Source organism: Variovorax sp. 10N432 (genome assembly GCF_056394465.1).
The window spans coordinates 64,124-87,900 of the sequence record NZ_JBFTHX010000014.1 but is presented as its reverse complement, the minus strand read 5'-3'; the positions used below and the strand labels follow the sequence as shown (position 1 = coordinate 87,900).

Here is a 23,777-nt window from a genome sequence, read left to right as displayed (position 1 = left end):
GCTCACTTCCGGGCCGGCAGCAAGGCGCCGAGATCGTCGAGCGACACGCGTGAGACCGGCTTCGGCGCCGCCGCGGGCGTCGGATCGGGCGGCGGCGCGACTGCCGCGACCACGGGGGCCGGCGGGGGTGCCGTGGGGGCCGGCGCCACGACTTCGGCCACCGCGACCTTCGGCGGCGCGGCAGCAACAGGCACCGATGCAGCCATCCGCGTGACGCCCAGCGCCACGCCGGCGACCGGCTGGTCGCCCTGCTGCACGCTGCGGTCGTAGCTTCGCTCCTCGCCGAACACGAGTTGCATCCAGCTCGGATAGTTGTAGCCGGCGCCGCTGCCGACATCGATCGCGGCGCCGATCACGCCGCCGACCACGATGTTGCCGACCATCCCGGCGTTGACGCGCGATACCGCCTGGCCGGTCGCCGGCGGCAGCCCGGCCTGGGTGCATTCGACCTTCAGGTTGGCGCCGGAACGCCGCACCAGCACGCTCTGGCCGGACTGCATGAGTGCATCGCCCTTGTCGTTCGACAGCCGGCACTCGGCGCCCTCGATGGCCTTGCCGTCGGACGTCAGGGTCTCGACCTTGACCGACTGGGTGGTACCGTGCGTGACCGACGCACAGCCGGTCAAAATAGAGAGGACGCCCGCGCATGCGCACAGGCCCCAGAATCGCCATCCAGCTCCTCGCATCCTCGATCCTTGTAATTTAATGTTACGGCGCGAGAGTCTAGCGTCGTCCCGTTCATCTTCCAGGCACTATTCCTCATGTTCAGTTACCGCCACGCCTTCCATGCCGGCAACCACGCCGACGTGCTCAAGCACACGGTGCTGATTGCCACGCTCGAACACCTGCTCGAGAAAGACACCGCCCTCACGGTGGTCGACACCCACGCCGGCGCCGGCCTCTACCGGCTCGACGGCGACTACGCCGGCACCAGCGGCGAGGCCGCCGACGGCGTGCTGCGGCTGGTCGGCGGCGGCGCCAAGCCGGCGCCCCCGAAGGGCGCCAAGGCCGTACCCGACGCCCCGCTGGCCGACGCCCTCGCCCGCTACCTCGAGGTGGTGGGCGACTTCAATCCCAAGGGCGGCGCCAAGATCTACCCGGGATCGCCGTTCATCGTCCATCACCTGCTGCGCGAGCACGACAAGCTCAAGCTGTTCGAGCTGCACCCGACCGATGCCCGGACGCTCGACGCCAACATCGCCCAACTCGAGGCCGGCCGCCAGATCACCGTGCTGCGCGACGACGGCTTCGGCAGTGCCACCAAGTTCCTGCCGCCGCCCTCGCGGCGGGCACTGGTGCTCTGCGACCCCAGCTACGAGATCAAGAGCGACTACGCCCGGGTGCTCGACTTCGTGGGCGAGGCGCTCAAGCGCTTTGCCACCGGCACTTATGCCGTCTGGTATCCGATCATTCCGCGGCCGGAAGCGCACGACCTGCCGCGCCGGCTCAAGACGATGGCCACCAAGGCCGGCAAGTCCTGGCTGCATGCCACGCTGACCGTCAAGTCGAGCAAGATCACGACCGATGCGACCGGCGCCACGCACCGGCCGGGCCTGCCCGCCAGCGGCATGTTCCTGATCAATCCGCCCTACACGCTGAAGCCGCTGCTGGCGGCGGCCCTGCCGCAGATGGCCGAGCGGCTGGCACAGGACCGCAACGCCACTTTCTCGCTCGACAGCGGCGGCTAGCGGCGGCTTGCGTCAGCGCCGCTTGCGAAGCGGCAGGAGCTTCCGCGCCGGCTTCGGCGCCGGCTCCGGCGCCGCCTGGGCCGGCGTCTCGACCGCGCCGACTTCCTTGCCGCCGCAGCGGTCGGTGTCCTTGTCGGCGATCGACAGCGCCACCGTCTTGATGCCCATGCCGAGCATCCCGATTTCTTCCGCCGCGGCCCGGCTGAGGTCGATGATGCGGCCCGAGGCGTAGGGGCCGCGGTCGTTGACGCGCACCAGCACCTCGCGCCCGTTGACCAGGCTGCGGACGCAGACGCGGGTGTTGAACGGCAGCGTCCGGTGCGCCGCCGTGAAGGCCGTCATGTCGAAGCGCTCGCCGCTGGCGGTCTTGCGCTGGTGGAACTGGATGCCGTACCAGGACGCGCCGCCGCGCTCGAAGATCTCGCGCCCGCCCTCGTCGCCCGGGATGCCGTCGTCGGGCCCGAGCTCGCCCGCGCCCGACACCGCCAGGTCGTAGCGCACCGACGGCACCGCGGAGCGCGGCGGAGCGCCGGGCGGCAAGGCCGGCTGCCTGGCCAGCGGCCGCAGTCGGAACGTTGCACCGCCGGCCTCATCGCCCGGCGCGGTGGGCTGCAGGGAACAGGCCGCAAGCCCGGCCGCAAGCAACGCCATCGACAGCGTCGCGATGCGGCGGCTCAAACTCATTCGGCCCAACCCAGCCGCTGCAGCACGCCGAGCGTGGCCACCGACTGGTTCATCGTGTAGAAATGCAGCGCCGGCGCGCCAGCGGCGCACAGCCGCTCGCACAGGGCCGCGACGACGTCGAGGCCGAAGGCCTTGATCGACGCCGTGTCGTCGCCGAAGCCCTGCAGCCGCAGCCGGATCCAGCGCGGGATCTCGGCGCCGCAGGCGTCCGAGAAGCGCATCAGCTGGGTCGAGCTGGTGATCGGCATGATGCCCGGCACGATCGGCGTGTCGAGCCCCAGGGCACGCGCGTCGTCGACGAAGCGCCAGTAGGCCTCGGGGCTGAAGAAGTACTGCGTGATGGCCGAGTCGGCGCCCGCGCGCACCTTGGCCGCGAAGGCCTGCAGGTCGGCTTCGGGCGAACGGGCCTGCGGATGCACCTCGGGATAGCAGGCCACCTCGATGTGGAAATCGCGGCCGGTCTCCGCGCGGATGAAGGCCACCAGGTCGCTCGCATAGAGGAACTCGCCGCCCACGCCATAGCCGCTCGGCAGGTCGCCGCGCAGCGCGACCAGGCGCTTGACGCCCATCGCCTTGAGTTCGCCCAACTGCTCGCGCACCGTCGCCTTGGTCGCGCCGATGCAGGAGAAGTGGCAGGCCGCGGCCACGCCTTCGGCGAGGATCTCGCGCACCGCGCCGAAGGTGCCGTCGTGGGTCGAGCCACCGGCGCCGTAGGTCACGGAGCAGAACTCGGGCGACTGCGCGTAGAGCTGCTGGCGCACCGCGCGCAGCTTGACCGCGCCCTCGGGCGTCTTGGTCGGAAAAAACTCAAAGCTCAGCGGAAGGCGCACGGCCGGCTCCTGGTTGGCCGTCCGCAGGAACAGCATGGATGAAGAATTCGCGGTTGCCGTCGCCACCCTCGATCGGGCTGTCGAGCCAGCGCACGACGCGCAGCCCGAGCGCCGCGCAGCTGTCGCGCAGGCGTTGCTCGACCAGCGCGTAGAGCGCCGGGTCGCGCACGATGCCGCCCTTGCCGACCTGGCCCGGCTGCAGCTCGAACTGCGGCTTGACCAGCATCAGCAGGTCGCCGCCGGGCGCCAGCAGCGGCACCAGCGCGGGCAGCACCAGCGTCTGCGAGATGAAGGACAGGTCGCCGACGATCAGACCGAAGCTGTCGCCGACCGGCGCCTCGTCGTCCTCGTCGTCCTCGGATTCGGTGGCCCAGGCCTCGGCCGTCAGGGTGCGCGCATTGACGCCCTCGACCGCGGTCACGCGCGCATCGTCGCGGATGCGGGCATGCAGCTGACCATGGCCGACGTCGACGCCGACCACATGCGCAGCACCGCGCTGCAGCAGGCAGTCGGTGAAGCCGCCGGTCGACTGGCCGACGTCGAGACAACGCCGGCCCGTCGGGTCGATGCCGGTGGCGGCCAGCGCGCCCTCCAGCTTGAGGCCGCCGCGCGACACGTAGCGGGCCTCGGCGGCGTCGAGCAGTTCGAGCTCGGCCGCTTCGGGGATTTCGTCGCGGTTCTTGCCCACGACGCGCCAGTCGGCGCCATCACGCCAGCGCAAGCCGCCGGCGATCAGGCGAACCGCCTGCGAACGCGAAGCGGCCAGGCCGCGTTCGACGAGCAACTGATCGGCACGCAAGGCGTGAGCCTCAGGCCGGCGCCGGGCCGCCCCAAGGCGGCCTGCGGCCCCCTCGGGGGGCAGCGACACACAAAGTGAGGAGCGTGGGGGCCATATTCAGTAACGGTAGGTGTCCGGCTTGTACGGACCGTTCTTGTCGACGCCGATGTAGGCCGCCTGGGTGTCGGTCAGCGTGGTCAGCATGGCGCCGACCTTCTTCAGGTGCAGGCGCGCGACCTTCTCGTCGAGGTGCTTGGGCAGCACGTAGACCTTGCCGGCCTGGTAGGCGTCGGGCTTGGTGAAAAGCTCGATCTGGGCGATGGTCTGGTTGGCGAACGAGGACGACATCACGAAGCTCGGGTGGCCGGTGCCGCAGCCCAGGTTCACGAGGCGGCCCTTGGCCAGCAGGATGATCTTCTTGCCGTCGGGGAAGGTGATGTGGTCGACCTGCGGCTTGATCTCTTCCCACTCGTACTTCTCGATCGAGGCGACGTCGATCTCGTTGTCGAAGTGGCCGATGTTGCAGACGATCGCCTGGTCCTTCATGGCGGCCATGTGCTCGTGGCGGATCACGTCGCGGTTGCCGGTGGTGGTGACGAAGATGTCGGCCTTGTCGGCGGCGTATTCCATGGTCACGACCTTGTAGCCTTCCATCGCAGCCTGCAGGGCGTTGATCGGGTCGATCTCGGTCACCCAGACCTGGGCGCTGAGGGCGCGCAGGGCCTGGGCCGAGCCCTTGCCGACGTCGCCGTAGCCGGCCACGCAGGCGACCTTGCCGGCGATCATCACGTCGGTGGCGCGCTTGATGCCGTCGACCAGCGATTCGCGGCAGCCATAGAGGTTGTCGAACTTGCTCTTGGTGACCGAGTCGTTGACGTTGATGGCGCGGAACTGCAGCGTGCCCTTGGCCGACATCTCGTTCAGGCGGTGCACGCCGGTGGTGGTTTCTTCGGTCACGCCGATGATCTGGGCCGACTTGCGGGTGTACCAGGTGGGGTCGACCGCCAGCTTGGCCTTGATCGCGGCGAACAGGATGCGTTCTTCTTCGCTGGTCGGGTTGGCCAGCACGCCGAGGTCCTTCTCGGCCTTCTGGCCCAGGTGCATCAGCATGGTGGCGTCGCCGCCGTCGTCGAGGATCATGTTCGGGCCTTCGTCCTTCGAGCCCTTGGGGCCGAATTCGAAGATGGCGTGGGTGTAGTCCCAGTAGTCGGTCAGCGACTCGCCCTTGATCGCGAACACCGGCGTGCCGGCGGCGGCGATGGCGGCGGCGGCGTGGTCCTGGGTCGAGAAGATGTTGCACGAGGCCCAGCGCACGGTGGCACCGAGGGCCTGCAGCGTCTCGATCAGCACGGCGGTCTGGATCGTCATGTGCAGCGAGCCGGTGATGCGCGCGCCCTTGAGCGCCTGGCCCTTGGCGAATTCCTCGCGGATCGCCATCAGGCCGGGCATCTCGGTTTCGGCGATGCGGATTTCCTTGCGGCCCCAGGCGGCCAGGGACAGGTCGGCGATCGCCTGGTCGGCGGTCGAGACGGGGGTGGTTTTGAGAACAGCGCTCATTGTGGGCTCCAAAGCGGGTTTGACAGTGGCCACTGCATTCGGGGAACGGACTCACCGCGAGAACAGCGGGTGAGCGTGGTTGCGATGATGGTCCGAGCCTCACGCCTGACGGCGCTGCAACGCTCCTCGGAACGGGGGATTTTAGCGCGTCGCCGAGCAGCCGGGCTGCCCGCAGCGTTTGTCACTTCGATCTAGGCAGAATCCAGGAATGCCAGCGAGTTCACAGCGTCCTTTTTCGTATGCCAGTTGGGATGCGTCCGTCTCCCTGTCCGCGCCATGGCTGGAGGCGACGGATTTCGGCGAGGTGTGCCGACTGGTTCCAGGCGAAACCCTCTACGCCGAAGGTGTGGCGCATCCATACTTTTATCTGCTGCGATCAGGTGTCGTTCACTCTACTATCCAGCGCGACAATGGATTTGATTTCATATTGGAGATATTCGGCCCCGGCGCAATTTTCGGTGAAGGGCCGGCCTTCGCAGACCAACCAAGGCCAACCACCGTGCGAACGGTCACGCCAGCGATCGTCAGTCGATACCTTCCGCTTGAAGCAACGCAGGAGTTCAAACGGAATGCTGAGCTAGCGAACTCCATCATCAAGTTGCTTGGGTTCAAGAATCGCATGGTTGTCAGCAAGCTTTCGAATCTGGCCAACACCAGACCGATCCCTCGCATCATCGAACTCTTGGCCCGCCTCGCCCGGCTGTCCTCCTCTCAATCGAACAATCAATGCGGTCCTTGCGCTGTCAACCTCACGCACGAGCAGATCGCCTCCATGACCGCGTTGACTCGGGTCACCGTCACGAGAGCGTTGAAGTCGCTCTCCCATCAAGGCCTCATCGAAACGCGCCCACGACAGATCATCATTCGCGACGCTGTCAGATTGCAACTCCTCCTTGAATCTTCCTGAACACACCCGCCGCAACGAAAAACCGGGCGCGCCAAACGCGAACTAATTTTCTAATTTTGATCGATACGTTTAGTAAAAGACCAGAGATTCAATAAACGCAACGATCCTTGTATCTCCATATACCGTCCATCACCCACACTCTGAAATAGGATTATCTTTTCACAAAGTGCGGAGATGGCGGCATGCTTGGCAGCGGAGAAGGAAAATGGGAAGTCTGCGATTTTTCGGAAATTTCCTCGCACGCATTCGCGAATGAGAATTGCGCTGGCGTGAAGGCAAAGAACTTCTTGAGCCCACAGGAAATAGATCGAACCGTGGAGTCCATCCTGCGCATAGGATTGGAGTACTATGAAGGAGACGACAAAGGGGGAAAGGTCGTGAACAAGGGAAAACTAGGCCCGAACTTCTTTCGATTCAAAGATGATCAATCGGAATACTTCAGACGCACGGCCATCTTCGAGCCAATATTCAAGAACAAGATTCTCTCGGAAGTCGACATAGTCTCTCGCGTCAGAGCCGTCTGCTCGAGCATGTTTCAAAAAAATCCAGCATCGCAACTCATATGGGAAATTCAATGATGAGTTGCACAGTCCGCTCTCTCCAATCGACACCAATACATCGCGACTGGCTTCCTGGCGAAAACGCGTCGTTGGAGTTCAGTAGCAATCTTCAGGAGCAGTTCGCTTGGAATGTTTATCTGAAGATGCCTCGATCCGGCGGTGGGACTACCATCTACAAGGAGCGCGACCCTGCCAAGGTGACGAATCTCACTCATTCGACCAAGGTGACCCCCTCAGAAGGTGATCTTTTAATTTTTCGATCGACACAGGCACACGCCGTCGCAGCTGGATCCGGAGAGCGCCTGACGCTGTCCGGATTCTTCGGAGTCGCAGCCGATCAATTGTTGTTCTGGGTATGAGTTATGAGTCTTCGATGGGTGCAGCGCGCCGAAGGCTTGCAGAGGGCACAATAGCAGCGGTCCCATTTCTTCCCAAGGTGCTAATTTTTGGCCTGATTGTCGGCATAGCGAGCCGCAATGCAGGCTGGGAATTGACGGAGCTTTTCATTGCATCGATTGGCGTGAACGCCGCAACTGCGCAGCTCGCTGTCCTCGAATTCAAAGATGACGCAACCGTCGGTGCAATCGTGGCCCTTACCATCGGACTCAATGGAAAACACTTGTTTTTTTCTGCTTCCTTATGGCCTTACCTGACAGGCCCTGCTCGATGGCGTCGTTGGCTCACAGCATCGATGCTGACGGACAGCAGTTGGGCAGCCTGTCAACTTGCAGCACACAAGGGCACTCTTAGCGTGAACTTCGCTTTGGCGAATACGCTAGTTCTTACTGCGGGTTGGGTATCGGGATGTATGGCCGGCTTTTTTTTCGGTGCAGGTTTGACGCCGGCGCTCCTGTTTTCCTGGGGCATGGACGCGCTGGTTCCATTGTCGATGGCGTTGCTATTGCCCATGGGATTTCGACGCCGTCCAGACCAAATCCTGCCGGTTGCTGGCGCGACGGCGATGGCCTTGGCGTGGTGGGCCTTCACCGACCAACAAGCCGCAGCACTGCTGTTGTCCAGCGCGATTGGAATGACATTTTCTTTGATCCTCTCAAAAAGAAAGAAAAGATGTCTCTGATCACAACCGTGGCAATAACAACGCTGCTCCTACGTTTGAGCGGATTGACAATGGCGCGCTACCTGTCTCGTTGGCCCGCCACGGCAGAAGCGCTGATGGTTGCTGCACCGAGCCTCATGGGAACCTATCTCGCCATCCAGATCATCGCAAATCCCTCACTCTTCACCCCCGTGGCCATCGCGATGTTGGTTGCCTGGTTCACTTCGACGCTCTACCTCTCGTTCGTTTCGGCCTGGCTTCTACTCATTGCATTGCGTCATCTCTGAACGTACCGCTCGCCTGGTTCGACTTGCTGAAGACGACCCAGCGTTGACGAACGCGAACGACGTGCTGCTGCGACGTCGGGCGGAGCAGGTCTGGCGCATGGAGCGTCGTCGATAATTGCGGATTGGCCTATGCTAGGCCTGCTCCCGATTGCCCCAGTCTCGATGACCTTCGCCTCCGAAACCAAACGCCGCCGCACCTTCGCGATCATTTCCCACCCGGACGCCGGCAAGACCACGCTGACCGAGAAGCTGCTGCTGTTCTCGGGCGCGATCCAGATCGCCGGCTCGGTCAAGGCCCGCAAGGCCTCGCGCCATGCCACCTCCGACTGGATGGAGATCGAGAAGCAGCGCGGCATCTCGGTGGCCTCGTCGGTGATGCAGATGGTCTATCGCGACCACGTCATCAACCTGCTCGACACGCCCGGCCACAAGGACTTCTCCGAAGACACCTACCGCGTGCTCACGGCGGTCGACTCGGCGCTGATGGTGATCGACGCCGCCAACGGCGTCGAAGCCCAGACCCGCCGGCTGATCGAGGTCTGCCGCCAGCGCGACACGCCGATCATCACCTTCGTCAACAAGATGGACCGCGAGGTGCGCGAGCCGCTCGAACTGCTCGACGAGATCGAGCGCGAACTCGGCATGCCCTGCGTGCCGATGACCTGGCCGGTGGGCCAGGGCAAGACCTTCGGCGGCATCATCAACCTGCGCACGCAGGCGATGACGGTGTTCGAGTCGGGCCAGGAAAAGCTGCCGCAGGACTTCGAGACGATTCCCCTGACCGACCGCGACGCGCTCCACAAGCGCTTCGGCCGCGAGTTCGACCACGCGATGGAAAGCATGGAGCTCGCCACCGGCGCCTCGCCGAGCTGGGACCGCGAGGCCTTCCTGGCCGGCAAGCAGACGCCGGTGTTCTTCGGCTCGGGCGTCAACAACTTCGGCGTCATGGAAGTGCTCGATGCGCTGGTCGACCTGGCGCCGCAGCCGCAGTCGCGCACCAGCACCACGATGGTCAACCGCCAGCCGGTGGTGAAGGAGATCCAGCCCGAGGACAAGGATTTCGCGGGCGTGGTCTTCAAGGTGCAGGCCAACATGGACGCCAACCACCGCGACCGCATCGCCTTCGTGCGCATGGCCTCCGGGCGTTACACGCCGGGCATGAAGCTGCGCGTGCAGCGCACCGCCAAGGAGCTGCGCCCGACCAGCGTCGTGACCTTCATGAGCCAGCGCCGCGAGGCGGTCGAGGAAGCCTACGCCGGCGACATCGTCGGCTTCACGACCCATGGCGGCGTGCAGCTGGGCGACACCATCACGGACGGCGCCTCGCTGCAGTTCACCGGCCTGCCCTTCTTCGCGCCCGAGCTCTTCATGACCGTGATCCTGAAGAACCCGCTGCGCACCAAGCAGCTGCAGCAGGGCCTGGCGCAGCTGGGCGAGGAAGGCGCGATCCAGGTGTTCCGGCCCGAAGTCGGCGGCCCGATGCTGCTCGGCGCCGTCGGACAGCTGCAGTTCGAAGTGGTGCAGCACCGGCTCAAGACCGAGTACGACGCCGACATCCGGCTCGAGGGCTGCCAGTACACGGGCGCCCGCTGGATCACGGCCGACACGCCGGCCGAGCTGCGCGCCTTCGTCGATGCCTATCCGCAGCGCATGGCGCTCGACGCGGCCAACACGCTGGCCTACCTGTGCACCTCGCCTTACGACGTCCGGCTGGCACAGGAGCGCTTCCCGAAGATCCACTTCCACCCGCTGCGCGAGCACGCCGGCCTGGCGCTGCAGACCGCCTCCTGATGATTCCCCTTGGCGAGTGGCCGCTGGCGGCGCGGCGGGCGCTGGTCGGCGTCTTCACCGACATCGACGACACGCTGACCACCGAAGGCGCGATCAGCGCCGATGCGCTGGCGGCGCTGGCCGACCTGCGCACGGCCGGCCTGCACAGGGTGGCGATCACCGGCCGCCCGGTGGGCTGGAGCGAGCCCTTCGCGAACGTCTGGCCGGTGGACGCGATCGTGGCCGAGAACGGCGCCGTTGCCCTGCTGCCGCTGCCCGGCGGCGGCATCGAGAAGCGCTACCAGCAGGACGCGCCCACGCGCGAACGCAACTTCGCCCGCATGCAGGCCGTGCTCGGCCGCATCGAGCGCGAGATCCCGGGTGCCCGGCGCGCCACCGACTCGGCCGGCCGCGAATGCGACATCGCGATCGACCACAGCGAATTCACGCAGCTCGGCGATGCGCAGATCGCCGCCGTGGTGGCACTGATGCAGAGCGAGGGCATGCACGCGACCGTCAGCAGCATCCACGTCAACGGCTGGTACGGCAGCCACAACAAGCTCGAAGGCGCGCGCTGGATCGTGCGCGAGCTGTGGGGCCGCCGGCTCGACGACGAGATGCCGCGCTGGGCCTACGTCGGCGATTCGACCAACGATGCGCTGATGTTCCAGCACTTCGACAACAGCATCGGCGTCGCGAACGTCCGCCGCTTCGAGGCCGCGCTGTCGCACCTGCCGCGCTATGTCGCCAGCCGGGAGCGCGGCGCCGGCTTCGCCGAAGCGGCGGCGGCGGTGCTCAGGGCACGTTGAAGGCGACCGGCCTGGCCCGCGCGACCACGTTGCCGGCCGCCGTGTTGCTCATCAGTTCGAGCCGCGCGTTGTAGCTGCCCTTGGGCGGATTGAGCCACAGCTCGGTCTGCCCGCCCTCCAGCTCGATGATCTCGGCCTTCTGCCCTGGGCGTTCGAGCACCAGCCGGAAGTGCCCGGTGTCGGGCACCTTGGGGGCGGCGTTCGAGACATTCAGGCCGCTGGCATGGAACTGCACCCGCAGCGGCAATTGCACCGTGCTGCGGTCGGCCGGGCTCAGCAACTCGACGCGCGGCGTCCCCAGCAGGCTGGCCGGCGTGACGCCCTTGTTCTGCTTGCTGACCGTGAACTTGAGCGGCTTGCTGTAGACGAAATACGGGATGTGCCCCTGGTCGGCCAGCACCAGCCGCATCGTGTAGGTGCCCGGCGGCAGGTCGACCACGGTCTCCATCTGGCCCTTGCCGAAGTGGATGTAGTGCTCGGTGAAGGGCAGCGGCTTGGTGAAATCGAGCGGCAGCGGCTGATCGATCAGCAGGTGGTGATGGCCGGCCGAGCCCGCGGTCTTGCCGGCCGGCACGATGCCCCGCATCGAGAGGCCGAAGCGGGCGACGAACGGCGCCTCCGTGGTCGCGCCGTCCTTCAGGTTGGTGAAGTAGGCCTCGGGCGACCAGTTCGGCGGCGGCACCACCCAGGGGTGGACCACGACGTCCGTGCCGTCGGCTGCCGGCGCCGCGGCTGAGGGCGGCGCATCAGCGGCCTGGGCGGCGGCGCCACCCGCCCCCAGCATCAGCGCGGCCACCGCCGCAGCCTCGATCGCCCGCCTCCCCCGACGCTCTGGATGCCGCATGTCTACTCCTTAAGTACTGATCTGATTGTGTATCAATGAGTACCAAACAGTGAACGCGCATGACCGGCGGAAGCGTGAAAAAGGTCGTCAGTAGTGGGGCGGCAACTCGTCGCGCAGGTTGCGGGCGCCGCCGGTGCCCGCATCCGGGCTTTGCTGCCGCAGCAGCGCCACTTGCCGCAGCAGGCTGTCGATTTGTTCCTGCTGCCGGTAGATCGTCAGGTTCAACTGGTCCAGCAGGTCTTCGGTGAAGCTCGCCTTGATCTCGAGCTCGGTCAGGCGGCGGTGCGCGTCTTGCGAGGTGTCCATGCCGCTATTGGACAGGAAGCCGGCGCGGCGCCGGTCCAGAATGCGGAAATGGACCCGACGATTCGAACGCTCGGCCTCGCCGAGATGCCGCTCGTGATCGAGATGGCCGCCCGCGAAGGCTGGAACCCCGGCCTGCACGATGGCGCCTGCTTTCACGCCGCCGACCCCGGCGGCTTCCTGGTCGCCGAGCATCGCGGGGAAGCGATCGGCTGCATCAGCGCGGTCTCGTACGCGGGCCGCTTCGGCTTCATCGGCCTCTACATCGTCGCGCCGGCCTGGCGCGGCAAGGGCGTCGGGCTCAGGCTCTGGCGTGCCGGCATGGCGCGGCTGGCCGGCCATGTGGTGGGACTGGATGGCGTTCCGGCCCAGCAGGACAACTATCGCCGCAGCGGTTTTGCGCTGGCCTGGAACAACGCCCGCTTTGCCGGCGTTGCCCGAGGGGGCGGCAGTGTGCCGCCGCAGATCGTCCCGCTGGCCACTGTCGACCCCCGCTTGCTGGCGGCCGACGATCGCCGCGTGTTCCCGGCACCGCGCGACGCCTTTCTGCGCGCCTGGGTCGGCATGCCCGATGCGACCGGCCTGGCCTGGCTCGAGGACGGGCGACTCGCCGGCTGGGGGCTGGTCCGCCGCTGTCGCGAAGGCCACAAGATCGCGCCGCTGCTGGCCGACGACCCGCAGGTGGCACGCGCGCTGTTCGCCGCATTGTGCGCGGCGGTGCCGGCCGGTGACGCGGTCTGCATCGACGTTCCGCTGCCGAACGCCGAAGCGGTGGCGATGGCGCGGGCCGAAGGGATGCGCAGCGTCTTCGAGACCGCCCGCATGTACGCCGGCGCCGCACCGCCCTGCGAGCTGCAGCGGGTCCATGGGCTCACGAGCTTCGAGCTCGGATAGCCCCGCTCACTGCGGCTTGGCCAGCCCCAGCTTCTCGATCAGCGCCTTCTCGCGGGTGAAGGTGGTCTGCGCGAACTTCGTGTAGTCGGCCGAGCTCATGTAGATCGGCAGCATGTCGTAGCGTCCGAGCGCGGCCAGGTAGCTGGGCTCTTCCATGGCCTGCTTGAAGGCGTCGTGCAGCTTCTTCACGACCTCGGGCGGCGTGCCCTTGGGCGCCCCGATGCCGAAGGGCGAGTTCTGCACGATGTCGAGTCCGAGTTCCTTCAAGGTCGGCGCGTCCGGGAACTTGGCCAGCCGCTTCTCGCCCCAGGTATTGAGCACGCGCAGCTTGCCCGACTCGACCAGCGGCGCGAAGCCGGTCGAATCGGCGATCGCCATCAGGTGGTTGCCGAGCACCGCCTGTGCCAGGTCGGCGCTGCCTTTGTAGGGCACGTGCTGCAGCTGGATGCCGAGCTGCTGGGCGATGAGTTCGGTCGTCAGGTGCGGACTGGTGAGATTGCCGGTCGAGCCGTAGGTGAGCTTGCCTGGATTGGCCTTGGCGTAGGCCACGAAATCATTCCAGGTCTTGAACGGGCTGTCGCCCGGCACCGCGATGCCGAAGGCGTAGCCGGTGACGTTGATGACGTAGCTGATGTCCTTGACCGGGTCCCAGTTGATCTTGGTCGTGTAGGGCAGGCGGAACACGCCGAGCGGAATCTGGCCGATGGTGTAGCCGTCGGGCGGCGCGGTCTGCAGCGCCTGCGCCGGCAGCGTCCCGCCGGCACCCGGCTTGTTGTCGACCACGATCGGCTGGCCGAGGATCTTGGACGCGTTGTCGGCCAGCTGCCGCATCGTGATGTCGGTCGGGCCGCCGGCCGGGAAGGCGATCACCAGCTTGATCGGCCGGGTCGGGAAGGTCTGCGCGTGGACCGCAGTGGCGGCGACGCCGAGCAGCGCGGCGCACAGGAGGGAACGACGAAACATGGGGCAACTCCGCAACGGATTCGAAAGGCAGCATTGGGCCGCAGGGCCATTCAGGGGGCAAGCGGGTATGTCCCCGGGTGGCGTCGCCACCGCGTCAGCCGGACTGCTGCATGAAGCCTTCGAGCACGTTGACCGCGTTGGCGCCGACCTCGGCCACGGCATAGCCGCCCTCGAAGACGAACACGGTCGGCAGGCCGGCCCGGGCGAGGTCTTCGCCGACGCGCAGGTAGTCGTCTGTGGCGAGCGTGAAGCCGGCGATCGGATCGCCCGCGAAGGTGTCGAGCCCGAGCGAGACCACCAGTGCGCCCGGCTTGAATGCGGCGATGCCGCGCAGCGCCGTCGCCAGCGCCTCGCGCCACTGCGCGAAGCCGCTGCCGCGCGCCAGCGGCAGGTTGTGGTTGAAGCCCAGGCCCTCGCCGGCACCGCGCTCGTCGGCGTAGCCGAGGTAGTACGGATACTCGGTGTGCGGATCGCCGTGCAGGCTGGTGAACTGGACGTCGGCGCGTTCGTAGAAGATCGCTTGCGTGCCGTTGCCGTGGTGGTAGTCGATGTCAAGCACCGCGACGCGCTCCACGCCGGCATCGCGCAGCGACTGTGCCGCGATGGCCGCGTTGTTGAGGAAGCAGTAGCCGCCGAAGAAATCGGCGCCCGCATGATGACCGGGCGGGCGCGTGAGCGCGAAGGCCGCACGATCGCCCTGCAGCACGCGCGCCGCGGCGGTCAACGCGCAGCAGGCGCCGGCGCGGGCCGCGGTCCAGGTGCCCGATGTCAGCGGCGTGCCGGCGTCGTACGAGAACAAGCCCATGCGCGCGGGGAAGCTCGCCGGCAGCACGTCGGAGCGGAAGGTGCGGATCGGCCAATAGGAAGGCAGCGCATCGCGTGTGGCGTTGGCCGGGTCCAGGGCGACCCATTCATCCCAGGCGCCAGACAGGAAATCGAGGTAGCGCTGCGCATGGACGCGTGCGATCGCCGCGTCATCGAATGCAGAGGGTTCTTCGATGGGGCCGAGCCTGCGCTGCTGCAATTCCTGGAGGACATAGTCGGCACGGGCAGGGACCTCGAAGCATGGCACGAGTTCGCCGCGGAACATCTCGAGCTTGCCATGGTGCAGCGCGTGGCGGTGGTTGTAGATCGTGAGCATGGCGGTAGGGTAACGCTGAAGGGGCATAGGGCGTGACGGCGATGGCGGGCGGTATGCCCTGGGCCGGCCGACGTCACCGGCCGCTTCGCGGCTGCCCTGCGCTGCTCGCGGTACGCGGGGTCCGCGCAAACTCGCTCCGCTGCGCTCCACTCAAACACGCGCGGCCCTTTTTCCGCGCACCGCTGCGCTGCTCGGCGGTGCCTCAACGGCCGGCCCAGGGCATACCGCCCGCCACCGCTGAGACGTCGGGGTTGCATCGGCGTTGGAGAAGTTTGGATTGTTCGCACACCCCTGCGCCCGGTATGCGGTGCGGGACGGGCGATCCCCTCTGCGCCGCTGAGGAGCGCAGCTTCAGGCGGATAAAGGGCCGCGCGTGTTTGAGCGAAGCGAGTTTCGCGTGGACCCCGCCTGAAGCGAGCACCGCAAGGGAGCCCGAAGGGCCGGCGCAGTGGGGTCGCACGGCCCGCACCGCATGCCGGGCGCCCCCTCCAACGTCAACGAACAAAGATCAAAACAACAGTCAGGCTTCCCTACGGACCTTCACAGAGGACTCCACCGACTCCTGCACCGGCAGCGTCAGCACCACATGCCGCTCCATGGAACGCGCCAAAACCGGCCCAAGCGCCACGCCCGTGTGCGTGCCCAGCTTCACCACCTCTTCCGGCGGCGCCGCAGCCACGACACGCCCGCCCCCGTTGCCGCCTTCCGGCCCGAGGTCGATCAGCCAGTCGGCCTCGGCGATGACATCGAGGTCATGCTCGATCACCACCACGCTGTGGCCGCCGTTGACCAGCCGATGCAGCACGTGGATCAGCTTCTCGACGTCGGCCATGTGCAGGCCCACCGTCGGCTCGTCGAGCACGTAGAGCGTGTGCGGCGCCTTGTTGCCGCGCCGCGTGACGTCGTCGCGCACCTTGCTGAGCTCGGTCACCAGCTTGATGCGCTGCGCCTCGCCGCCGGACAGCGTCGGCGACGGCTGGCCCAGCGTCAGGTAGCCGAGTCCGACGTCCTTCAGCAGCTGCAGCGGATGGCTGATGTTGGGCATCGAGGCGAAGAACTCGACCGCCTCGTCGACCTCCATCTGCAGCACATCGCCGATGCTCTTGCCGCGCCAGCTGACCGCCAGCGTCTCGGGGTTGAAGCGCGCGCCGTGGCAGACCTCGCAAGCCACCTTGACGTCGGGCAGGAAGCTCATCTCGATGGTCCGCACGCCGGCGCCGTCGCAGCCCGGGCAGCGGCCTTCGCCGGTGTTGAAGCTGAAGCGTGCGGGGCCGTAGCCGCGCGCCTTGGCTTCCAGCGTATCGGCGAACAGCTTGCGGATCGTGTCCCAGAAACCGATGTAGGTCGCCGGGCAGCTGCGCGGCGTCTTGCCGATCGGCGTCTGGTCGACCTCGAGCACACGGTCGATGGTCTCGTAGCCCTCGACCGCGCTGCAACCCACCCACTTCGGATGCTTGCCCGCGGCATCTGCATCGCGGCCGGCCTTGGTCATGCGCTGCACCACCACCGCGTACACGTTGGCCAGCAGGACGTCGCGCGCCAGGGTCGACTTGCCCGAGCCGCTGACGCCGGTGACGGCCACCAGGCGATGCAGCGGCAGCGAGACCGCGACATCCTTCAGGTTGTGCAAGTCGGCACCGCTCACGCTGAGCCAGCCCGGGGCACCCGGCTCGGGCGAAGGCACGCCGCGCCGGGGCTGCAGCGGATGCCTGATCGCGTCGCGCAGGTAGCGGCCGGTCTGCGAATCGCCGGCGCCCTCGATGTCCGCCACGCTGCCTTCGGCCACCAGCCGGCCGCCGCGCTTGCCCGCGCTCGGGCCGATGTCGATGATGTGGTCGGCGCGGCGGATCGTGTCCTCGTCGTGCTCGACCACCACCAGCGTGTTGCCCTTGTCGCCGAGCTTGTGCAGCGCGTCGAGCAGGATCTGGTTGTCGCGCGCATGCAGGCCGATGGTCGGCTCGTCGAGCACGTAGCAGACGCCCTGCAGGTTGCTGCCGAGCTGCGCCGCGAGCCGGATCCGCTGCGCCTCGCCGCCGCTCAGGGTCGGCGCGCCGCGGTCGAGCGTGAGATAGCCCAGCCCGACCTCCTCGAGGAACTCGAGCCGGCTCTTGATCTCCGGCACCAGGTCGCGCGCGATCTCGGCCTGGCGGCCGCTCAGCACCACGTTCTCGAACCAGACGCGGATGTCGGTCACGCTCATGCGGGCGAGCTCGGTGATCCCGATGCCGCCGCCCTCGCCGAACAGCACGGCGCGCGCGGTCGCATTGAGCCGCGTGCCTTCGCAGGTCGGGCAGGCCACGTCGCCCACGTCTTCCGCCTCGGGCTCGGCAAAAGTCTGCTCGCGGCCCTTCTGGTCGTCGGCCATCACCGAGTCGTCATAAACCTTGCGCTGCTCCTTCGTGAGCTTGACGCCGGTGCCGACGCAGTCGGGGCACCATCCGTGCTTGCTGTTGTAGGAGAACAGCCGCGGATCGAGCTCCGCATAGCTGGTGCTGCACACCGGGCAGGCGCGCAAGGTCGAGAACACATGGGCGTGGCCGATGCCGAGCGTTGGTGCGCCGGCCATCATCGCGGCGCGCAGGCCCGTGAGGTTGCTCAGCACGTGGACCACGCCCTTGCCGTGCTCGAGCGCCTTGGTCAGCGCCTGGCGCAGCTCGGTCTCCTGCGCCGGCAGCACGTCCAGGCTGGCCACCGGCAGCTCGATGCTGTGCTCCTTGAAGCGGTCGATGCGCGGGAAGCCCGTGGTCGGCAGGAATTCGCCATCGACCCGCAGGTGGGTGAAGCCGCGCGGCCGCGCCCAGTCGGCCAGCTCGGTGTAGACGCCCTTGCGGTTGCTCACCAGCGGCGCCAGCAGGCCGATGTGCTGGCCCTTGAAGTTCTTCAGCAGCTGCGCCGCGATGCTGTCGGGCGTCTGCGGCTGCACCGCCGCGCCGTCATGGATGCAGTGCTGGATGCCGAGCTTGACGTACAGCAGGCGCAGGAAGTGCCAGACCTCGGTGGTGGTGCCCACCGTGCTCTTGCGGCCGCCGCGCGACAGGCGCTGCTCGATCGCGACGGTGGGCGGAATGCCGTAGACCGCATCGACCTCGGGCCGGCCCGCGGGCTGCACGATGCTGCGCGCATAGGCGTTGAGCGATTCGAGGTAGCGCCGCTGCCCTTCGTTGAACAGGATGTCGAAGGCCAGCGTCGACTTGCCCGATCCGCTGACGCCCGTGACCACGCTGAACTTGCCGCGCGGGATGTCGACCGACAGGTTCTTGAGGTTGTGCTCGCGCGCATTGACGATCTGGATCGCGTCGCGCCCCTGCACCGGCTGCACCCGCGCCGCATAGCTTCGCGCCGCGCGCTCGGCCACCTTGTAGGCGCCCGGCCCGACCGCGAGTTCGTAGTCGGCCAGCGCCGCGCCGGTCAGCGAGACCGGGTTCTCGCGCACTTGCTCGGGCGTGCCGACCGCCACCACCTGGCCACCGCCCTCGCCGCCTTCGGGCCCGAGGTCGATGATCCAGTCGCTGGCCCGGATGACGTCGAGGTTGTGCTCGATCACGACCAGCGAATGGCCGGCGTCGAGCAGCTTGCGCAACGCGCGCATCAGGCGCGCGATGTCGTCGAAGTGCAGTCCGGTGGTCGGCTCGTCGAACAGGAACAAGGTGCCCTTGCGCGCCAGCGGCTGCTTGCTGGCGCTGCCGCTCTTGGCCGCCTCGGCCAGGAAGCCCGCGAGCTTGAGGCGCTGCGCCTCGCCGCCCGAGAGCGTGGGCACCGGCTGGCCCAGCTTCACGTAGTCGAGGCCGACGTCGACGATCGGTTGCAGCACGCGCAGCACCTCGCGGTCGGAAGCAAAGGCCGCAGCGGCCTCGGCCACCGTGAGGTCGAGCACGTCGGCGACGTTGAGGTCGCGGCCGGCCCGCTCGATCGTCACCTCGAGGATCTCGGGCCGGTAGCGCTTGCCGTCGCAGTCCGGGCAGCGCAGGTAGACGTCCGACAGGAACTGCATCTCGACATGCTCGAAGCCCGAGCCGCCGCAGGTCGGGCAGCGGCCGTCGCCGCTGTTGAAGCTGAACTTCGAGGCCGTGTAGCCGCGCTGGCGCGACAGCGCCGCGGTGGCGAAGATCTCGCGGATCGCGTCCCAGGCCCCGACATAGCTCGCCGGATTGGAGCGCGCCGTCTTGCCGATCGGCGACTGGTCGACGAAGACCACGTCGCTCAGGTGATCGGCGCCCAGCATGCGGTCGTGCGCGCCCGGGCTTTCGGTCGCCTTGCCGAAGTGCCGCATCAGGGCCGGCGCCAGCACGTCCTGCACCAAGGTCGACTTGCCCGAGCCGCTGACGCCGGTGATGCAGACCAACCGCGACAGCGGCAGCTCGACCGTGATGTCCTGCAGGTTGTGCTCGCGCACGCCTTCGAGGATGAGGCGCGGCGTGTTGTCGCTGACCATGCGGCGGAAGCCCATGCCGATCTGCTTGCGCCCGCCCAGGTACTGGCCGGTCAGCGTCTCGGCATCGCGCAGCGCATCGGTGCTGCCGTCGAAGACGATCTGGCCGCCCCGGATGCCCGGGCCCGGCCCCATGTCGATCACCCGGTCGGCCGCCAGCATCACGGCCGGGTCGTGCTCGACCACCACCAGCGTGTTGCCGGCGTCGCGCAGCCGCAGCATGGCCTCGGTGATGCGGTTCATGTCGCGCGGATGCAGGCCGATGCTGGGCTCGTCGAGCACGAACAGCGTGTTGACCAGCGAGGTGCCGAGCGCGGTCGTGAGGTTGATGCGCTGCACCTCGCCGCCCGACAGCGTGCGGCTCTGGCGATCGAGCGTCAGGTAGCCGATGCCGACGTCGTGCAGGTAGCGCAGGCGGGTCGTGATCTCCTCGAACAGCAGCTTGAGCGCCTGGATGTCGCCCTCGCTCGCGGTGCTGCTGTTGCCGTGGCTTTCGATGCGGTCGAACAAACGGCGCAGGCGCTCGATCGGCAGCAGCATCAGGTCGTGCAGGCACAGGCCCGGCAGGGCCTCGAGCTGCTCGCGCGACCACTTCGCGCCGACCGGCATGAAACGCTTGGACGGCGCCAGCACGGCATCGGCGTCTTCCTTGCTGCCGATGCGCCACAGCAGGCTCTCGAGTTCGAGCCGCGCGCCGGCGCAGGTCGGGCACGGCGTGTAGCTGCGGTACTTCGACAAGAGCACGCGGATGTGCATCTTGTAGGCCTTGCTTTCCAGGTAGGCGAAGAAGCGGCGCACGCCATACCACTGCTGGTTCCACTTGCCCTTCCAGTTCGGCGAGCCCTCGATCACCCAGTGGCGCTGCTCGGCCGTGAGCTTGTTCCATGGCGTGTCGCGCGGAATGCCGGCGTCTTCGGCGTGGCGCATGAGGTCGTCCTGCGCCTCCTTCCAGGCCGGCGTCTGGATGGTCTTGATGGCGCCGGCGCGCAAGGTGAGCTTGTCGTTCGGAATCACCAGCCCGAGGTCGACGCCGATCACGCGGCCGAAGCCGCGGCAGGTCTCGCAGGCGCCCACCGCCGAGTTGAACGAGAACATCGAGGGGATCGGATCGGTGTAGCGGATGTCGCTCTCCGGGCAGTGCAGCCCGGTGGAGAACTTCCAGATATCGGGCTCGACGCCCTCCTCGGCCGCCACCGCGTACACGGTCAGGCGCCCGCTGCCGCGCTTCAGCGCCACCTCGATCGCCTCGACCACGCGCGCCCGCTCGGCGTTGGCCATGCGGAAGCGGTCGGCCACGACGTCGAGCACCTTGCGCGGGCCGGTCGGGGTCGCGACCTCGCGCTCGGCCTGCACCCGCGTGAAGCCGCTGGCCGACAGCCATTGCGTCACCTCGTCGGCCGAGGTGCTGGCCGGCAGCTCGACCGGGAAGGTCAGGACCACCCGCGGATCGCCCGCCGCGGCGGCACGAGACTGCAGTTCGGCGTAGATCGAATCGGGCGAGTCGTGCCGCACCGGCAGGGCGGTCTCGCGGTCGAACAACTGGGCCGCGCGCGCGAACAGCAGTTTCAGATGGTCGTTGAGCTCGGTCATGGTGCCGACGGTCGAGCGCGAGGAGCGCACCGGATTGGTCTGGTCGATCGCGATCGCGGGCGGCACGCCCTCCACCTTGTCGACCGCCGGCTTGTCCATCCGGTCGAGAAACTGGCGCGCGTAGGCCGAGAAGGTCTCGACATAGCGCCGCTGGCCTTCGGCATAGAGGGTGTCGAACACCAGGCTCGACTTGCCCGAGCCGCTCGGCCCGGTGACCACCGTCATCTCGCCGGTGCGGATGTCGAGGTCGAGGTTCTGGAGGTTGTGCTGACGTGCACCGCGAATCCGGATGGAGCCCTGTGTCATGAATGCCTTGCGGGGTGGGGCAGACATTCTAGGAAGCTGCCGCGGCCCGCGCCGGCGTGGGCGTATGGTTGCGCGCTATGCGGGGGCTTCCTCGCCGGACCGTGCACGAAATAATTACACACGGACACATATGACCTTCCTCGTCGACGAAGAAATCACCTTCCGCAAGCTCGAGATCCTGCTTGCCTTCATGGAAACCGGGAACCTCGCGCGCACCGCCGAGCGGCTCGACATCAGCACGGTCAGCGTGCACCGGGCCCTGCATTCGCTGGAAACCGGCACCCGCTGCGCGCTGTTCCGGCTCGAGGGCCGCAACCTGCTGCCCACGGACGCCGCCAAGACGCTGGCCGACGTCGCCCGGGACGTGGTGCGCACGCTGTCGGAAGGCATCCGGGCGACGCGCGAGGTGGCGGGCTATTCGGCCGACCGGATCCGCATCGGGTCGCTCTATTCCCTGACCAGCCGGACCGTGCCCAAGGTCATCATGGGGATGAAGCAGCGCCTGCCCGAACTCCACACCGAGCTGGTGCTCGGCTCGAACGCCGATCTGCTGCAGAAGCTGCGCGACGGCGGCGTCGACGCGGTGCTGATGGCGATCCCCGGCGAGGCGCCCGACGTCGAATCGGAGCCGCTGTTCGAGGACGACATCTTCTTCGCCGCACCGGTCGACTCCCGCTACGCCGGCATGAAGGAGGTCGACCTCGGCGCCTGCGCCGACGAACACTTCGTCAGCCTGTCCGAAGGCTTCGTGACCTACAGCGGCTTCATGGAATCGTTCCGCATCGCCGAGTTCGCACCCCGCGTGGTGATGCAGACGGGCGACATCTTCTCGCTGATGAACCTGGTGAGCGGCGGCGTGGGCTATACCTTGCTGCCCGGACGGGTGCGCGGCGCGCTGCCGCACAACGTCCGGCTGGTTCCGCTGCAGGCGAAGTACCTGGTGCGCCAGACCATCGCGGTGAACTTCCTGCGCACGCGCGAACGCGACCCCAATCTGCTGGCCCTGCTGGCGCTGTGCCGCAGTTCGAAGGCCGACCTCTCCTGAAACTGCCGCCCGGGGTTTACCCGCGACCGTTTCACGCGGCGTAAGCGTCGCCGCCCCCCGTTAATTGATCGGGACGGGGGCCGCCGGTACCGTTCGTCTCCACAGCGCCGCGATTCCGGACGGCGAATCCAAGGAGACAAGCGGATGATCATTTTCGGTACCGCCCTGCTGGCCGTGTGCCACCTGCTGGGCATCTTTCTCGGGGACCTGCTGGGCCAGGCGCTCGGCGTCAAGACCAATGTCGGCGGCGTCGGCATCGCCATGCTGCTGCTGATCTTCGCCCGCATCTACATGCAGCGGCGCAACATGCTGCCGAAGCTGACGGAACTCGGCGTCGAGTACTGGGGCGCGCTCTATATCCCGGTCGTCGTCGCCATGGCGGCGCAGCAGGACATGGTGTCGGCGCTGCGCGGCGGCCCGGTCGCGCTGCTGTCGGCCATCGCCGCGGTGGCGGTCTGTGCCTGCGTGATCGCCGTGATCAATCGGACCGAGCGGCCGCAGGCGCAGACCGATGGCGCACCGATCCTGCACGACAACCCCCTCCTGACCGAAGCGGAGTGACACCATGATCGAAATCCTCGAAAAAGCCGCGATCCAGAACGGCCTCGTGACCGCCTTCGCGGTGGTCGGCCTGATCATCCTGCTGTCGGGCCAGATCTCGCGCCGGCTGACCTTCGGCCGCGTGCACGGCTCGGCCATCGCGATCGTGATCGGGCTGGCGCTGGCCTACTGGGGCGGCACCCAGACCGGCGGCCACAAGGGGCTGGCCGACATGACGCTGTTCGGCGGCATCGGACTGATGGGCGGCGCGATGCTGCGCGATTTCGCCATCGTCGCGACCGCGTTCGAGGTGCAGGCCACCGAGGCGCGCAAGGCCGGGCTGATCGGCGTGGTGTCGCTGCTGCTCGGCACGGTGCTGCCCTTCATCGTCGGCGCCGCCATCGCCTGGAGCTTCGGCTACTCGGACGCGGTGAGCATGACCACCATCGGCGCCGGCGCCGTGACCTACATCGTCGGCCCCGTGACGGGTGCGGCCATCGGCGCCAGCCCGGACGTGATGGCGCTGAGCATCGCCACCGGGCTGGTCAAGGCCATCCTCGTGATGGTGGGCACGCCGATCGCGGCGCGCTTCCTGGGCCTGAAGACGCCGCGCTCGGCGATGGTGTTCGGCGGCCTGGCCGGCACGGTGAGCGGCGTGTCGGCGGGACTGGCCGCCACCGACCGCAAGCTGGTGCCTTACGGCGCGCTGGTCGCCACTTTCCACACCGGCCTCGGCTGCCTGCTCGGCCCGTCGCTGCTGTTTTTCGCCACCAAGGCACTGGTGGGTTGAGGGCA

22 protein-coding genes and 1 riboswitch are annotated in these 23,777 nt (G+C 67.4%); of the genes, 12 read left to right on the top strand and 10 right to left on the bottom strand.

Translation table 11 applies throughout. The features are described 5' to 3' along the window. Positions 1-2 precede the first annotated feature (2 nt). Positions 3-626: a hypothetical protein gene (locus AC1DF3_RS17885; protein WP_478140365.1), complete on the bottom strand. Its 624-nt coding sequence runs from the start codon at positions 624-626 to the stop codon at positions 3-5. Between the two features lie 135 nt (positions 627-761). On the opposite strand from AC1DF3_RS17885, the gene AC1DF3_RS17880 reads away from it, so the two are divergent. Then, a complete protein-coding gene (locus AC1DF3_RS17880; RefSeq protein WP_286534842.1) occupies positions 762-1,688 on the top strand; it encodes a 23S rRNA (adenine(2030)-N(6))-methyltransferase RlmJ in 927 nt (308 codons plus the stop codon). A 12-nt stretch (positions 1,689-1,700) separates the two neighbouring features. Here AC1DF3_RS17880 and AC1DF3_RS17875 read toward each other — a convergent pair whose 3' ends face one another. From AC1DF3_RS17875 to ahcY, 4 genes are all read right to left on the bottom strand, one after another. After that, positions 1,701-2,372, bottom strand: coding sequence for a septal ring lytic transglycosylase RlpA family protein (locus AC1DF3_RS17875; protein ID WP_286534843.1), 672 nt, complete (start codon positions 2,370-2,372; stop codon positions 1,701-1,703). Continuing rightward, positions 2,369-3,202 (bottom strand): methylenetetrahydrofolate reductase [NAD(P)H], encoded by an 834-nt coding sequence (metF, locus tag AC1DF3_RS17870; RefSeq protein ID WP_286534921.1) that lies wholly within the window; start codon positions 3,200-3,202, stop codon positions 2,369-2,371. Before metF ends, AC1DF3_RS17875 begins: the two co-directional genes overlap by 4 nt. Beyond that, positions 3,180-4,001, bottom strand: coding sequence for a TlyA family RNA methyltransferase (locus AC1DF3_RS17865; protein ID WP_478140364.1), 822 nt, complete (start codon positions 3,999-4,001; stop codon positions 3,180-3,182). The genes metF and AC1DF3_RS17865 overlap by 23 nt, the downstream gene beginning before the upstream one ends. A 96-nt stretch (positions 4,002-4,097) precedes the next feature. After that, a complete protein-coding gene (gene ahcY, locus AC1DF3_RS17860; protein ID WP_286534845.1) occupies positions 4,098-5,537 on the bottom strand; it encodes an adenosylhomocysteinase in 1,440 nt (479 codons plus the stop codon). A gap of 64 nt (positions 5,538-5,601) precedes the next feature. Next, positions 5,602-5,671: riboswitch (S-adenosyl-L-homocysteine riboswitch) on the bottom strand. A 74-nt stretch (positions 5,672-5,745) separates the two neighbouring features. Between ahcY and AC1DF3_RS17855 the strand changes: the two genes are divergently transcribed. From AC1DF3_RS17855 to AC1DF3_RS17825, 7 genes are all read left to right on the top strand, one after another. Next, positions 5,746-6,444: a Crp/Fnr family transcriptional regulator gene (locus AC1DF3_RS17855; RefSeq protein ID WP_478140363.1), complete on the top strand. Its 699-nt coding sequence runs from the start codon at positions 5,746-5,748 to the stop codon at positions 6,442-6,444. 182 nt (positions 6,445-6,626) lie between these two features. Beyond that, entirely contained in the window at positions 6,627-7,022 is a 396-nt protein-coding gene (locus AC1DF3_RS17850) for a hypothetical protein (protein ID WP_478140362.1), read from the top strand. Continuing rightward, a complete protein-coding gene (locus AC1DF3_RS17845; protein ID WP_478140361.1) occupies positions 7,007-7,363 on the top strand; it encodes a 2OG-Fe(II) oxygenase in 357 nt (118 codons plus the stop codon). Before AC1DF3_RS17850 ends, AC1DF3_RS17845 begins: the two co-directional genes overlap by 16 nt. A gap of 14 nt (positions 7,364-7,377) precedes the next feature. Next, positions 7,378-8,082 carry an AzlC family ABC transporter permease gene (locus AC1DF3_RS17840; protein WP_478140360.1) on the top strand — a complete coding sequence of 235 codons (705 nt, stop codon included), beginning with the start codon at positions 7,378-7,380 and terminating at the stop codon, positions 8,080-8,082. Continuing rightward, positions 8,073-8,348, top strand: coding sequence for a hypothetical protein (locus AC1DF3_RS17835; protein WP_478140359.1), 276 nt, complete (start codon positions 8,073-8,075; stop codon positions 8,346-8,348). The genes AC1DF3_RS17840 and AC1DF3_RS17835 overlap by 10 nt, the downstream gene beginning before the upstream one ends. Positions 8,349-8,510: 162 nt before the next feature. Next, complete coding sequence (locus tag AC1DF3_RS17830) at positions 8,511-10,139, top strand: peptide chain release factor 3 (protein WP_286534847.1); 1,629 nt, start codon at positions 8,511-8,513, stop codon at positions 10,137-10,139. Next, positions 10,139-10,927, top strand: coding sequence for an HAD-IIB family hydrolase (locus AC1DF3_RS17825; protein ID WP_286534848.1), 789 nt, complete (start codon positions 10,139-10,141; stop codon positions 10,925-10,927). The genes AC1DF3_RS17830 and AC1DF3_RS17825 overlap by 1 nt, the downstream gene beginning before the upstream one ends. Here the strand turns inward: AC1DF3_RS17825 and AC1DF3_RS17820 are convergent. Both AC1DF3_RS17820 and AC1DF3_RS17815 read right to left on the bottom strand, forming a co-directional pair. Continuing rightward, on the bottom strand, positions 10,914-11,771 hold the full coding sequence (locus AC1DF3_RS17820; protein ID WP_301806850.1) for a DUF4399 domain-containing protein: 858 nt from the start codon (positions 11,769-11,771) through the stop codon (positions 10,914-10,916). The two genes, AC1DF3_RS17825 and AC1DF3_RS17820, sit on opposite strands and share 14 nt — an antisense overlap. Positions 11,772-11,858: 87 nt before the next feature. Further along, positions 11,859-12,077, bottom strand: coding sequence for a SlyX family protein (locus AC1DF3_RS17815; protein WP_478140358.1), 219 nt, complete (start codon positions 12,075-12,077; stop codon positions 11,859-11,861). 48 nt (positions 12,078-12,125) lie between these two features. Between AC1DF3_RS17815 and AC1DF3_RS17810 the strand changes: the two genes are divergently transcribed. Then, positions 12,126-12,968: a GNAT family N-acetyltransferase gene (locus AC1DF3_RS17810; protein WP_478140357.1), complete on the top strand. Its 843-nt coding sequence runs from the start codon at positions 12,126-12,128 to the stop codon at positions 12,966-12,968. 6 nt (positions 12,969-12,974) lie between these two features. Here the strand turns inward: AC1DF3_RS17810 and AC1DF3_RS17805 are convergent, their stop codons facing one another. From AC1DF3_RS17805 to uvrA, 3 genes are all read right to left on the bottom strand, one after another. Beyond that, a complete protein-coding gene (locus AC1DF3_RS17805; protein WP_286534851.1) occupies positions 12,975-13,931 on the bottom strand; it encodes a Bug family tripartite tricarboxylate transporter substrate binding protein in 957 nt (318 codons plus the stop codon). A gap of 94 nt (positions 13,932-14,025) precedes the next feature. Beyond that, the gene (locus AC1DF3_RS17800) at positions 14,026-15,072 is read right to left on the bottom strand and encodes a histone deacetylase family protein (protein WP_478140356.1); all 1,047 of its coding nucleotides are present in this window, start codon (positions 15,070-15,072) and stop codon (positions 14,026-14,028) included. Between the two features lie 520 nt (positions 15,073-15,592). Beyond that, positions 15,593-21,397, bottom strand: coding sequence for an excinuclease ABC subunit UvrA (gene uvrA / locus AC1DF3_RS17795; protein WP_478140355.1), 5,805 nt, complete (start codon positions 21,395-21,397; stop codon positions 15,593-15,595). A 130-nt stretch (positions 21,398-21,527) separates the two neighbouring features. Here uvrA and AC1DF3_RS17790 point away from each other — a divergent pair, with 130 nt between their 5' ends. The 3 genes from AC1DF3_RS17790 (at position 21,528) to madM (ending at position 23,772) form a co-directional block, all read left to right on the top strand. Beyond that, a complete protein-coding gene (locus tag AC1DF3_RS17790) occupies positions 21,528-22,442 on the top strand; it encodes a LysR family transcriptional regulator (RefSeq protein WP_286529557.1) in 915 nt (304 codons plus the stop codon). Between the two features lie 144 nt (positions 22,443-22,586). Further along, complete coding sequence (gene madL / locus AC1DF3_RS17785; protein ID WP_286529556.1) at positions 22,587-23,003, top strand: malonate transporter subunit MadL; 417 nt, start codon at positions 22,587-22,589, stop codon at positions 23,001-23,003. A 4-nt stretch (positions 23,004-23,007) separates the two neighbouring features. Further along, complete coding sequence (madM, locus tag AC1DF3_RS17780) at positions 23,008-23,772, top strand: malonate transporter subunit MadM (protein WP_286529555.1); 765 nt, start codon at positions 23,008-23,010, stop codon at positions 23,770-23,772. The last annotated feature ends 5 nt before the right edge of the window (positions 23,773-23,777 follow it).

Coding starts and splice junctions, on each gene's coding strand:
- AC1DF3_RS17845 (WP_478140361.1), top strand. CDS start 7,007: ATGGGAAATTCAATGATGAGTTGCACAGTCCGCTCTCTCCAATCGACA.
- AC1DF3_RS17800 (WP_478140356.1), bottom strand. CDS start 15,072: ATGCTCACGATCTACAACCACCGCCACGCGCTGCACCATGGCAAGCTC.
- AC1DF3_RS17850 (WP_478140362.1), top strand. CDS start 6,627: ATGCTTGGCAGCGGAGAAGGAAAATGGGAAGTCTGCGATTTTTCGGAA.
- AC1DF3_RS17840 (WP_478140360.1), top strand. CDS start 7,378: ATGGGTGCAGCGCGCCGAAGGCTTGCAGAGGGCACAATAGCAGCGGTC.
- AC1DF3_RS17815 (WP_478140358.1), bottom strand. CDS start 12,077: ATGGACACCTCGCAAGACGCGCACCGCCGCCTGACCGAGCTCGAGATC.
- AC1DF3_RS17790 (WP_286529557.1), top strand. CDS start 21,528: ATGACCTTCCTCGTCGACGAAGAAATCACCTTCCGCAAGCTCGAGATC.
- AC1DF3_RS17835 (WP_478140359.1), top strand. CDS start 8,073: ATGTCTCTGATCACAACCGTGGCAATAACAACGCTGCTCCTACGTTTG.
- ahcY (WP_286534845.1), bottom strand. CDS start 5,537: ATGAGCGCTGTTCTCAAAACCACCCCCGTCTCGACCGCCGACCAGGCG.
- madL (WP_286529556.1), top strand. CDS start 22,587: ATGATCATTTTCGGTACCGCCCTGCTGGCCGTGTGCCACCTGCTGGGC.
- AC1DF3_RS17805 (WP_286534851.1), bottom strand. CDS start 13,931: ATGTTTCGTCGTTCCCTCCTGTGCGCCGCGCTGCTCGGCGTCGCCGCC.
- AC1DF3_RS17880 (WP_286534842.1), top strand. CDS start 762: ATGTTCAGTTACCGCCACGCCTTCCATGCCGGCAACCACGCCGACGTG.
- AC1DF3_RS17820 (WP_301806850.1), bottom strand. CDS start 11,771: ATGCGGCATCCAGAGCGTCGGGGGAGGCGGGCGATCGAGGCTGCGGCG.
- AC1DF3_RS17810 (WP_478140357.1), top strand. CDS start 12,126: ATGGACCCGACGATTCGAACGCTCGGCCTCGCCGAGATGCCGCTCGTG.
- uvrA (WP_478140355.1), bottom strand. CDS start 21,397: ATGACACAGGGCTCCATCCGGATTCGCGGTGCACGTCAGCACAACCTC.
- AC1DF3_RS17825 (WP_286534848.1), top strand. CDS start 10,139: ATGATTCCCCTTGGCGAGTGGCCGCTGGCGGCGCGGCGGGCGCTGGTC.
- AC1DF3_RS17875 (WP_286534843.1), bottom strand. CDS start 2,372: ATGAGTTTGAGCCGCCGCATCGCGACGCTGTCGATGGCGTTGCTTGCG.
- AC1DF3_RS17830 (WP_286534847.1), top strand. CDS start 8,511: ATGACCTTCGCCTCCGAAACCAAACGCCGCCGCACCTTCGCGATCATT.
- madM (WP_286529555.1), top strand. CDS start 23,008: ATGATCGAAATCCTCGAAAAAGCCGCGATCCAGAACGGCCTCGTGACC.
- AC1DF3_RS17855 (WP_478140363.1), top strand. CDS start 5,746: ATGCCAGCGAGTTCACAGCGTCCTTTTTCGTATGCCAGTTGGGATGCG.